Source organism: Fluviicola sp., from assembly GCF_039596355.1.
GTDB lineage: Bacteria > Bacteroidota > Bacteroidia > Flavobacteriales_D > Crocinitomicaceae > Fluviicola.
Window position 1 is genome coordinate 83145 of sequence record NZ_JBCNJW010000005.1, and the last position, 11893, is coordinate 95037.

Consider the following 11893-nt stretch of genomic DNA (forward strand, 5'->3'; position numbering starts at 1 on the left):
TCATTCCGTACCTTTGCAGGGAACAATTTCTTAAGGATGTCGGAAAAAATCTATTTCTGCAACGATTTATTCAATCGTGAGCGTTTCGAAACACGTGAAGTAACAATCGGAATCACCGCAATAGGAGGGAAGAATCCCATCCGGATTCAATCCATGACAACAACCGATACCATGGACACTGCCGGTTCCGTGGAACAATCCATCCGCATGATCGATGCCGGCTGTGAACTGGTTCGATTGACCGCTCCTTCGAAGAAAGAAGCCGAAAATCTCGGAGAAATCAAAAAAGAGCTCGTTAAACGTGGTTACAACACTCCGCTGGTAGCAGATATCCATTTTACGCCAAACGCAGCGGAAATCGCCGCAAAACTGATTGAAAAGGTGCGCGTGAATCCAGGTAATTATGCCGACAAAAAGAAATTCGAAGAAATCGACTACACCAACGAAAGCTATCAGGCCGAATTGATCCGCATCGAGGAGAAATTTACACCACTGGTATTGCTATGCAAGGAACAGGGAACAGCTATGCGGATCGGAACCAACCACGGTTCGTTGTCCGACCGGATCCTGAGCAGATACGGTGATACTCCCGAAGGGATGGTGCAGTCTGCCATGGAATTCATCCACATTTGTCGCAAAAACGATTACCACGACCTCGTTATTTCCATGAAAGCCAGCAACACACTCGTAATGGTTCAGGCATACCGTTTATTGGTTCAAACCATGAAAGAGCAGGGGATGAACTACCCGCTGCACCTCGGGGTGACTGAAGCAGGGGATGGAGAAGACGGAAGAATCAAATCTGCAGTTGGAATCGGGGCATTGCTCGAAGACGGACTGGGAGATACAATCCGTGTTTCTTTGACGGAAGATCCTGAATTTGAGATTCCGGTAGCTCAAAAATTGGTTCAAAAATTTGATCAAACAAACACAAATAAACTAAATTATTCGTCAGAAATTGATTTTGACTTTTTTCATCATAACAAACGGATTACAAAGTCATTATTAAACATTGGTGGAAGTAATACTTCAATCGTTTTTGCAGATTTATCAAAGAAAAAAGAAATCGTTTCAACTAATTTTTACGGATTTGGGTATGCGTATTCCGAACCGCTGGATAAGTGGAATATTTTCGACCAGGCCGCAGACTATGTCTTCATCGGGGATCACACCATTGACTTCGAAATCCCGGGAACTATCCGCCTGGTACAGAACTATGGAGCATGGAAAGCACACGGAAGGGCAGATGCATATCCGTTGTGCACACTGGAAGAATACCAACAGCAGCAACCGGGAACAATCGCATTTATTCACCTGGATTTAGATTCGGATTTGAATGTCTCTGCGCTTCCGATAGAAAATGTCGTGTATGTCATTGAAAGCCAGGAGCAGCAAAAAACACAGATTATTCGCAAATTTCAACACGAATTAGCGAAAAACAACAACCAAACACCGGTTATTCTTCGTTTGAATTACGGGATTTCCGACCTGGAAACGTTCCAGTTATACGCCAGCTCCGACGCAGGAATTCATTTCATAGACGGATTCGGAGACGGTTTGTGGATCACAGCTCCGCAACCTATCGTGGACATTAACAGCTTATCATTCGGAATCCTCCAGGCAACCCGTACACGCATCTCCAAAACGGAATACATCTCTTGCCCGTCTTGCGGAAGAACACTCTTTGACCTTCAGGAAACAACGGCAAAAATCCGGGAGCGGACATCCCATTTGAAGGGAATCAAAATCGGAATTATGGGCTGTATTGTAAACGGTCCGGGAGAAATGGCCGATGCAGATTACGGATATGTAGGAACCGGTCCTGGGAAAATCAACCTGTACAAAGAAAAGACGGTTGTCAAGAAAAATGTTTCGGAAGAAGAAGCCGTTGATGCCTTGATTGATCTGATTCGAGATAACGGAGATTGGATTGAGCCGAATAACTAATTGAAGCGAAGCGGTCATTTCGACTCCGCTCAATGACCGCTTAAAAATAAATTTTTGTTTCTGTGAGATATAATTTCTAGTGCTTCTTTTTTGCTAACGGATATTTTTCAGAAAATAAAATTTAAGACCAATTTTTCTCTTCAAAAAAACTTTTACCAAAACACGGACGCTGAGCGGAGTCGAAGCACCGTTTTTGGCTAAAACCCACCCAAAAAGTTAAATTTTTCACTTGATTTAAGCGCAGATCTCCATACAAGCAAGGTGTTTCCTTTTCAAACACCACAAAACACGCTTAAAAGGGCTAAAAACACTATTTCTTACGGAAAATATAGATCTGAGAGCTCGATTTTCCCTCCTTGGCCTTCCGATTAGATAAAAATCCGGTTCGCATCGCTTTCAGCATCGATCCGCCTTTGTATTTTTCACTCAGCATCGACACATAGTAACTGTCGAATTTCATCGGAAGCATTTTTTCAAATTTCAGACCTTTTGATTCAACTAACGGAATCAGTGATTTCGGAGAGAAGTGATAGAGGTGTCTCGGCACATCATACGCCGCCCAAAATTCCTTGTAGTGTTGTGCATCAAATGAAGTGTAATTCGGAACAGCGATAATCAAAACACCCTTGTGGTTTACCAGGGAAACTATTTTCTGCAAATCTTCCTGCAAGTTGTAAACATGTTCCAGGACGTGCCACATCGTCACGGCATCAAATTGCTGATCGAGGTTGTGAAGCAAACTCAAATCCTTCAGCTCAATTCCATTTTCGGCAAATGCAACTTTTCGTGCATCTTCATCCGGTTCCAATCCCAAAACTTCAAATCCGGAGTTCTTTGCCTGTGCCAGGAAATGTCCGGTTCCTGCGCCAATATCGAGCAGTTTTCTTCCGGAAGTTAATTCCTGCAACAACGAAACCTTTTGTTTCAGGGTGTAGGAGCGAACCCACGAATACACCCGATTGATCAATCCTTTCTTCGTAGAACTGTGCGAAACATATTCTTCCGATTTGTAATAATCCCCGATGCGCTCTAAAGACGGACGGGGATTTGTAAACAATAAATGGCAGGAATCACACAACTCCAGACGAAAGTCTTCTTTCGAAAGAAAATGATCTTTCACTGCTAAATAGGTATTAAAAGATGTTGCTCCACAAGCGGGGCAAGTTGATTGGTTTAACTGTTCCACGTGAAACTATCTTCCTAAATGAATTAATAAAACTGAAATATCACTCGGTGAAACACCGCTCACACGAGATGCTTGCCCAATTGTTACAGGGCGAATCTTACCTAACTTCTCTTTTGCTTCAGAAGAAAGTGACTTCATCGCGCTATAATCCATGGATTCCGGAATAGCTACTTCCTCCAAACGGGAAAGTTTCAACGCTACTTCTTCTTCACGTGCAATGTATCCTTCATACTTCAACAGGATTTCGGCCTGTTCAACAGAATCCTCATGTTCCACGTGTAACTTGTCAGCCAGTTCGCGAACACTCTGACTCATCTCCAGCACGTGCTCCATAGTAACGTGTGGACGTGTCAAAACTGAAGCCAGTTTCACCTGCTGCGAAAGGGGAGAGCTTCCAACAGTTTCCAGCACCGGATTTGCGATATCCGGACTAACTCCTTCTTTTCGCAATGCTCCGATTAATTCTTTCGCTGCATTTACTTTCCGGTTCACACGATCCATCGCTTCCTGATCCTGCATTCCCAGTTCAAAAGCCAACGGAGTCAAACGAACATCTGCATTATCCTGGCGAAGCAAGATTCGGTATTCGGCACGGGAAGTAAACATGCGGTATGGTTCCTGCGTTCCTTTCGTAATCAAATCGTCGATCAACACTCCGATATACGCTTCACTTCGCGATAAGATCAACGGATCGCGTTCCTGAACCTTTAATGCTGCGTTGATTCCTGCCATCAATCCCTGGCAAGCTGCTTCTTCATATCCGGTGGTTCCATTAATTTGTCCGGCGAAATACAATCCTTCCACCAGTTTTGTTTCCAGGGTATGTTTTAATTGAGTCGGAGGAAAGTAATCGTATTCGATTGCATAACCCGGCCGAAACATTTTCGCCTGCTCGAAACCAGGAATCGAACGCAAAGCACGTAGCTGTACATCCTCCGGCAAACTGGTCGAAAATCCGTTCACATAGATTTCGATGGTATTCCAACCTTCAGGCTCCACGAAAATCTGGTGACGATCGCGGTCTGCAAAACGATTGATTTTATCTTCGATACTCGGACAATATCTCGGCCCGCTACTTTTGATTGCACCATTAAACATCGGTGAACGATCAAATCCTTCACGCAACAATTCATGCGTGAGGGTAGAGGTGTACGTGATGTGACACGCACGTTGAACCTTCAACGCTTCGGTATTTCCGTAAGAGAACTTGCCTGGGTTTTCATCCCCATCCTGAAGCTCCATTTTGGAATAGTCGAGCGAACGCCCATCAATTCTCGGAGGTGTTCCCGTTTTCATCCGGCCAGCTTCGAAACCAAAAGAGATCAAATCTTCTGTGATCCCGGTAGCACCTTTTTCACCGATTCGACCACCGCCAAATTGTTTTTCACCCAAATGGATCAAACCGTTCAGGAAGGTTCCGTTCGTCAACACCACCGATTTACCGTAAATCGAAATCCCCATAGATGTTTTCACACCCACTACTTTTCCGTTTTCAACGATCAACCCGTTTGACATATCCTGCCAGAAATCCACATTCGGATTTCGTTCGAGCAACAAACGCCACTCTTCAGCAAACTTCATCCGGTCGTTCTGAGTCCGCGGAGACCACATGGCTGGTCCTTTCGAACGGTTCAACATGCGAAACTGAATCGCTGACAAATCCGAAACAATTCCGGATCCACCTCCCAGCGCATCAATCTCGCGAACAATTTGCCCTTTCGCAACGCCACCCATTGCCGGGTTGCAACTCATCTGGGCAATCGTATTCATATTCATTGTAACCAACAACACGGAACACCCCAATTTCGCTGCCGCATTCGCGGCCTCACATCCGGCATGTCCACCACCAACTACAATGACATCATAATTCTTCAACATACTATTTTCGTGTTTCACGTGGAACAAAATTACTACCATCCCGCCAAGCCTTCAAATGTTCCACGTGAAACTTACGCAACATTAACATTTGACTTTCTTCAAACAAATCGATTTTCAACCTGGCACTTCAAAATCGATCTTCGGTTTCACACTTTGTTCCACGTGGAACAAACGTACTAACCTTTCAAGTGTTCCACGTGGAACTTTCGCAAAGACAACATTTCGTTTTCCTTCGAGCGCATGAGTTCTTCATCAGCTTCCGACTTATCCTTATATCCACACAAGTGGAGAAGACCGTGAACGCACACCCGGTGCAATTCATCCTGGAACGAAACATCAAATTCATCTGCATTATCCTGCACACGATCCAAACTGATAAACAAATCACCCGAAACCAAAGCACCTTCCGTATAATCGAAGGTGATAATGTCCGTATAATAATCGTGTTCCAAATACTCTTTATTCATTTCCAACAAATGTTCGTCCGAACAAAAAATCAGGGAGACTTCTCCCAGCTGCTTTTGCTCAACTTCACACACGTTGGTATACCATGCAAACAAAAATTCCGGGTTGACACCCGGAACTTCATCTATATCCTCAAAAAAAACTTCTACCATCACTTATTAAAAAAAACAGTCACTTCATTTCCCAGATCATTGAAAGAAACTTCATCGGCCAGGTTCCGCATCAGGAAAATCCCGCGTCCGTTTTCCTTCTCAATATTCTCCGGAGCAGTAGGGTCGGGGAGATGCAGATGATCAAAACCCGTTCCTTCATCACAAATCTTGAAACCGAAACCTTCACTCGTTTCATAAAACTCCAGCTTCACTGCTTTCGATTGATGCGATGCATTCCCATGAATGATTGCATTGTTTACAGCCTCTGTTACCGCAATCAGCACATTGCCGTACATATCTTCATCGATACCTATCGTTTGACATGCTTTATCGATCATTGACTCAACCGCTGGCAAGTTATTCAATTCTGAAGGAATGCTTAACGAATCAATTAAAGTAAACCCTTCTTTCATTCTATTCATTTAATGTTCTACGTTCACTAGAACTGATTGAAGTATTTACTTGCTTTGTCCTTATAGTACTTTGTCAGTAAAGGATCCACGGCACGCAACAACTCAACTTGTCCAAGCTTGTTACGCTTATACTCATCAAATCGAATAAGGTTACCATAATTCACATTTTTTCCTGAAGTCGATTCACGCTTCTCTTCAAACCCTCTTTCTCTCAGGGATTTTTCACTTTCCAGCAGGCGTGTTAAAATGTCTTGCTGGCGACGGATCATCTCCGGGGAGAATTGTTTATTGATTAAATCCTTTTCCTGTTGTTCCAATTCTTTGATCAATGGGTTCAATTGATTTCCCTTTCCTTGTCCGTCTTTGTTCATTTCGTTTCGCAGTTGTTCCAACCGCTGACGAATGGCCGTTTGCTGGGCAGCCATCTTTGCAACTTCTTTGTTTCCGAGTCCGGGCATTCCCATTGTTCCCTGACCTTCTTTATTGCCTGGTTCTTTTCCTCCGGGATTCGGGCCTTTCTTCATTTGTTCTAATTGCTTCTTCAGCATTTCTTTCATGTCACCGGGCGACATTTGTCCGCCACTTGGTTTCTGTCCGGCTCCACCCGGATTATCGCACGAACCGGAACCAGGTTTTTGTTGTTGTGCCTGCTGTTGCTGCTGCATCGCCTGCAAGCTTTCATTCAACATCAACGCCAAATTGTTGTAACTCGTCATGACGTATTGCTGATGCGTTTGCAAACTTCTGCGGTTGTGCTCTCCGATTTCGTCGGTAATCAAACCGAAATTTGAACGGATATCTTTCAATTCTTTATCAATAAACGGAGCAATCTTCGTTTGACGTTTCGCCAAAGCCATCAAACTGTCTTCTACAATTTTGTTGTCATCGATAATGCTTCGTTGTTTTCGTCCCAATTTATTATAGTAAGGATCCATGTCTTTTACCTTTCCGAACCGGTTCATCACGTACTCCTGATCGAAACTCAAAGACATCAAATTCTCCAGCAGCAACCGAATCAAACTCATGTCTTCTTCATTCTGCTTTTTATTAGCTGATTCCTGCTGGTTGTTCAACTGATCGGAAAGCTCTTTCATTTTCTGAGCCGCACTTTTCTGACTCTCTCCCGCTTTGCTCTTCTTCCCCTGATCGAGTTTGCTTTTCGCATCCTGCATCTCATTGGAGATTTCCTGCTGTTCCTGCTCGAAGGAATCAATCGGCATCGGACGCTCCAACTCATCATTGAGCTTCTGCATTTCCTGCATGTCTTTCTTCAGGTCATCGAACTTTTTATTCAGCTCTTCCTGTTTCTTCGAAGCATCTTTTTCGTTCAGCTTTTCATTCTTGATATCTTTTTCAAGTTGTTCCTGTTCTTTCGCCAGTTCATCCAACTCTTTTTCCAGGTCATCAATTTTCTCATTCACCTGCAAACGCTTCAGCATTTCCATGGTACGATCGAGTTGCTTTTTCATTTCATCACTCGATTGATCCAGCTTTTGCGTTTCATTCTTCATTTGGATCTGATCGTTTTTCTCCATCAGTTTTTCCAATTCATCCAGGAGTTTTTTCAACTCATCGTCCATGACCTCCTTCAGCAATTCTTCAATCAGTTCCTGCTGCTTCAGCAATTCCTCATCCTGCTCGCTCAGTTTATTTTTCTCCTGGTTACTCGCATCCATTTTATCCTTGATGGATTGCAATTCTTCCTGGAGCATTTGCTGTTGCTGTTTCAGCGATTGAACCTGCTCCATATTCTTAAAGTCGCTTTTTGATTTATTCATCAAGGACTTCTGGAGTTTGTTCACGTCTTTCTGAAACTGCTCGGTTTTCTTGTAAACATCTGTCAATGCATTCTTCAATTCCTTCTGAACTTCGTCACGCTTATCGTTCAAATTGGTGAGCGTGGGTAATTCATACACAAAACTTTGTGAAGACGTGCTTTTCGATCCGTTCACACCGTCGTTGTCATATACCTGGAAGTGGTAAGAAATCTTGTCTTCCACACCAATATTGTCCCGACTAAAGTCTACTGCAAAAGCGAATTTATCACTCGTTCCGGAATAGTTATCCACGAGCATTTTTCGCTTCAATTCTGCACCACCTTTCTTTTTAATGGTATAGAGGAAATAAAGTGAAGTCAAACCGTAATCATCCGAGATCAATCCTTCGAATAAACGCACAGATGGTTTGATAGAATCCACATTCTCCGAAACAAGAATAGAAGGGAAGGCATCTTTGATTACATGTACCTGGATATTGGAAGTATCCATCACATTTAAGTCTTTGTTCTTCAATACAAAGTTCAGGTTCTCATCGTTTTTAAACGTAGTTTGAAACTCTCCATTTGCGGAATCAAAGCGTTTTGAGAATGTTTTCCCAAACACTTTAAACCAACTCACATTGCGCGCTTCTACCGACCAATCTACTTTGGTTCCTTCTGGCAAATCCAAATCCGCGATGTTCAGCAGGCGTTCATCTTTCTTCTTTAAATATTTCGGATAGTGCAATGTGGCAACTACTTTCCCCAGGGAAGAATTCCCCAATACTTTCACTGCAAATTCTTTCGACTGAAATCCTTCACTTTCAAAGTGAAACACAAAATCGGATTTCAAATTGTCAATCGGGAAAGCCAGGCGGTTCTTACGTACTTTATTCATTTTGTAGCGTCCGCGGTTTGAAACCAGGAACACGTGCTCCGGAACATACATGCCGGTAATGTCGACTTCCACGTTATACGAGCTTCCTTCTTTCAAACGGTCTTTCTTTCCCACCAGGTGAAAATCAAACGGAGCTTCCTGTGCACGAGAAAAGTTCACTACGTTGGATGATCCTTTGGTAATCCATCCCGGAGTAAAAACAGCAACTGCCCCGAAGATCAACACCACCGGAATCACATACTTTAAATAACGCTTTGATTCTTCGTAACGAACTGCTTCTTCAAATTTCACGGACAGCAATTCATTTGATCGTTGTGAAACACTCGCACGAATCAATTCAAAACTCCGGTCGTCTTCATTGACAATTTCATTCAGCTGTAAGGTATTCAACAAACGGTCTGAAACATTCGGGAAAAATGCTCCGATAATTTTTGCAGCCTGTGTGCGGTTAATCCGTTTTCCGAATGAGTACAAACGCATAAACGGAAGCAGGAAGTAGCGCACAAGCAAATAGCCGTTCGTACCGATAAATAACAGGAGCAAAATAAAACGCACCGAACTCGGGAAACGGCCGAAGTATTCCAGCACGCTCACCGTTAACCAGGAAGCCAGCAAAAAGCCGGTCACGATTAAAACACCCTTCAATATTTCACTCTTGTAATACTTCCGGATAAAGGCGTCTATTTGTTCAATTAAGCGATCAAAAGCTGACATAAAAACAATTCTTATTCGAATAACTTACTAAAGTAGAAAAGTTCATACAGAACGTCTTCTTCCTTTTCTAACCCCCTGTACACTTTACTCTTAAAAAAGGTTAATCTTTCTCGTTCTTCGGAGTCTTTCAATTTCGGAATCGGGGCATTATTTAATTACTTTTGCATAAAATTTACAAGCATGAGTTCGTCTAACGTACGTGTCCGCTTCGCACCATCTCCAACTGGACCTTTACACATGGGAGGTGTTCGAACGGCACTTTATAATTATCTTTTTGCAAAACACCACAATGGAACGTTCATTCTTCGAATAGAAGATACCGACCAGGAACGTTTTGTTCCCGGAGCACAAGATTACATTATGGAATCCCTGCAATGGTGTGGAATCATGCCTACTGAAGGTCCTGGTATCGGTGGCGAATACGGTCCTTACATTCAAAGTGAGCGGATGGATCTTTATAAACCGTACGCACTTCAGTTGATTGAAAACGACAAAGCATATTACGCATTTGACACTCCGGAAGAACTGGATGCTGTTCGCGAACAGGCAAAAAATATGGGAATGCCTAACTGGCAGTACAACAGTGTAACGCGTACAAACCTGAAAAACTCCCTGACTCTTCCTGCAGACGAAGTAAAGAGAAGATTGGAAGCCGGTGACAAGTTTGTCATTCGTATGAAAATGCCTCGTAATGAAGATGTCCGTTTCGAAGATATTATCCGTGGATGGGTAGTTGTGAACACTAACAACCTGGATGACAAGGTGTTATTCAAAAGTGATGGTCTTCCGACTTACCACTTGGCAAACATCGTGGATGATCATTTGATGAAAATCTCTCACGTGATTCGCGGAGAAGAGTGGTTGCCTTCTGCACCTCTGCATATTTTGCTTTATCAGGCATTTGGATGGGATGCTCCGCAGTTTGCACACCTGCCGTTACTGCTTCGTCCGGACGGAAACGGAAAATTGTCAAAACGCGATGGCGACCGTTTAGGTTTTCCAGTGTTCCCCATTTCAGGAAACCTGAAAGATCCCAAGACAGGAAATATGGAATCCTTTACGGGTTACCGTGAGAGTGGATATCTACACAATGCTTTTATTAACATGCTTGCTTTTCTCGGATGGAATCCTGGAACTACTCAGGAGATTTTCAGCCTCGATCAATTGGTTGAAGCATTCAGTTTAGAGCGTGTCAGCAAGGCAGGAGCAAAGTTTGATCCGGACAAAACCAAGTGGTTCCAACAGCAATATTTAAAAGCAACGAGCGATGCAGATTTAGCACAAATGCTCAAATCTCAATTTAATCTTGCGGAAAGTGATGAAAAAATTGCACAATTCTGTCACTTGATGAAAGAACGCGCAACGTTCGTAAAAGATATGATGACGGAAGGTTCTTACCTGATTTTCAAACCGGAATCTTACGACGAACAAACTGTTTCCAAGAAATGGAAGCCGGAATCAGGTGCTTTGATGACGGAATGGAAAAGCAAACTGGAAGCACTTGCTTCATTTGATGCGGGATCTGTTGAAGGTGCATTTAAAGCATTCCTGGAAGAGAAATCTTTGGGAATCGGTGCGGTACTTCCTTTGTTCCGTTTGCTGGTAACAGGAGCAGGAACAGGACCTTCTATGTTTGAAATCGCTGCTTATCTCGGGAAAGACGAATGTTTGAACCGCATGAACGACGGATTAGCCAAATTGGGATGAAACACACCATTGAAGTAAACGGAATTAAACTCTATGCGTTTCACGGATGCCTGGAGGAAGAAGGAAAAATCGGTGGAAACTACGTCGTAGATGTCCACATGAGAACCGACTTTCAACAAGCAGCTTTAAGCGATGAGTTAAGCCAAACGATTGATTATGTTCATATCAATGCGATTGTGGAACAAGAGATGGCCATTCGATCCAAATTGATCGAACACGTCGGTCAGCGCATTGTTTCACGCATCGAACAGGAAATCAACGGATTAATCGGATTAAGGGTAAAAGTCACGAAAATCTGTCCGCCGATAAACGGCGATGTAGACCATGTGGCAATTATTATTGAATCGGGAAACTGGTAGATTGACCCACGATTAATGCCGATAAAAAGTGATTTTTCGTCGGCATTAAAGAAATATTTACTATTTTTGCCCGCACAATAAGGTCTCGTGGCCGAGCGGTTAGGCAACGGTCTGCAAAACCGTGTACTCCGGTTCGAATCCGGACGAGACCTCTTAAAAGTCTTCATCAGTTGGTGAAGACTTTTTTGTTTTATGTCTTCTCCCAAAGCTTGAGTGATTTGAAATTTCCCGCTGATTGCGCAAATCCCGTATACCTCACAAATTACATGGTTTGAATTAAACGAAACGCAAAGGATTATTGCTTGAATAGATTAACCAATTAGTCTGCGGGAAATACGTTTATATCGCAAATTTAAGTCTGTATTCGCGGTATAAATCAAAAAAGCACCCGCCAATCGACGAGTGCTTTTCCTGTTCA

8 protein-coding genes and 1 tRNA gene are annotated in these 11893 nt (G+C 43.1%); 4 read left to right on the forward strand and 5 right to left on the reverse strand.

Annotation, left to right across the window (positions count from 1 at the left end; translation table 11 throughout):
• The first annotated feature begins 36 nt into the window (after window positions 1-36).
• A complete protein-coding gene (ispG, locus tag ABDV94_RS11640) occupies window positions 37-1947 on the forward strand; it encodes a (E)-4-hydroxy-3-methylbut-2-enyl-diphosphate synthase (RefSeq protein WP_343747356.1) in 1911 nt (636 codons plus the stop codon).
• Between the two features lie 310 nt (window positions 1948-2257).
• Here ispG and ABDV94_RS11645 read toward each other — a convergent pair whose 3' ends face one another.
• The 5 genes from ABDV94_RS11645 to ABDV94_RS11665 form a co-directional block, all read right to left on the reverse strand.
• Window positions 2258-3133: a class I SAM-dependent methyltransferase gene (locus ABDV94_RS11645; protein ID WP_343747357.1), complete on the reverse strand. Its 876-nt coding sequence runs from the start codon at window positions 3131-3133 to the stop codon at window positions 2258-2260.
• Between the two features lie 6 nt (window positions 3134-3139).
• Window positions 3140-5011 carry a tRNA uridine-5-carboxymethylaminomethyl(34) synthesis enzyme MnmG gene (gene mnmG, locus ABDV94_RS11650; RefSeq protein WP_343747358.1) on the reverse strand — a complete coding sequence of 624 codons (1872 nt, stop codon included), beginning with the start codon at window positions 5009-5011 and terminating at the stop codon, window positions 3140-3142.
• 176 nt (window positions 5012-5187) lie between these two features.
• Window positions 5188-5628 (reverse strand): rRNA maturation RNase YbeY, encoded by a 441-nt coding sequence (ybeY, locus tag ABDV94_RS11655; RefSeq protein ID WP_343747359.1) that lies wholly within the window; start codon window positions 5626-5628, stop codon window positions 5188-5190.
• Window positions 5628-6041, reverse strand: a complete 414-nt coding sequence (locus tag ABDV94_RS11660; RefSeq protein WP_343747360.1) for an ATP-binding protein — start codon at window positions 6039-6041, stop codon at window positions 5628-5630. The genes ybeY and ABDV94_RS11660 overlap by 1 nt, the downstream gene beginning before the upstream one ends.
• Window positions 6042-6067: 26 nt before the next feature.
• Entirely contained in the window at window positions 6068-9409 is a 3342-nt protein-coding gene (locus ABDV94_RS11665; protein ID WP_343747361.1) for a hypothetical protein, read from the reverse strand.
• Between the two features lie 180 nt (window positions 9410-9589).
• Between ABDV94_RS11665 and gltX the strand changes: the two genes are divergently transcribed.
• From gltX to ABDV94_RS11680, 3 genes are all read left to right on the forward strand, one after another.
• Complete coding sequence (gltX, locus tag ABDV94_RS11670) at window positions 9590-11116, forward strand: glutamate--tRNA ligase (RefSeq protein WP_343747362.1); 1527 nt, start codon at window positions 9590-9592, stop codon at window positions 11114-11116.
• A complete protein-coding gene (gene folB / locus ABDV94_RS11675; protein ID WP_343747363.1) occupies window positions 11113-11475 on the forward strand; it encodes a dihydroneopterin aldolase in 363 nt (120 codons plus the stop codon). The genes gltX and folB overlap by 4 nt, the downstream gene beginning before the upstream one ends.
• Before the next feature lie 81 nt (window positions 11476-11556).
• Window positions 11557-11627, forward strand: a tRNA-Cys gene (locus ABDV94_RS11680).
• Window positions 11628-11893: the final 266 nt, after the last annotated feature.

Coding starts and splice junctions, on each gene's coding strand:
- ispG (WP_343747356.1), top strand. CDS start 37: ATGTCGGAAAAAATCTATTTCTGCAACGATTTATTCAATCGTGAGCGT.
- mnmG (WP_343747358.1), bottom strand. CDS start 5,011: ATGTTGAAGAATTATGATGTCATTGTAGTTGGTGGTGGACATGCCGGA.
- ABDV94_RS11665 (WP_343747361.1), bottom strand. CDS start 9,409: ATGTCAGCTTTTGATCGCTTAATTGAACAAATAGACGCCTTTATCCGG.
- ybeY (WP_343747359.1), bottom strand. CDS start 5,628: ATGGTAGAAGTTTTTTTTGAGGATATAGATGAAGTTCCGGGTGTCAAC.
- folB (WP_343747363.1), top strand. CDS start 11,113: ATGAAACACACCATTGAAGTAAACGGAATTAAACTCTATGCGTTTCAC.
- ABDV94_RS11660 (WP_343747360.1), bottom strand. CDS start 6,041: ATGAAAGAAGGGTTTACTTTAATTGATTCGTTAAGCATTCCTTCAGAA.
- gltX (WP_343747362.1), top strand. CDS start 9,590: ATGAGTTCGTCTAACGTACGTGTCCGCTTCGCACCATCTCCAACTGGA.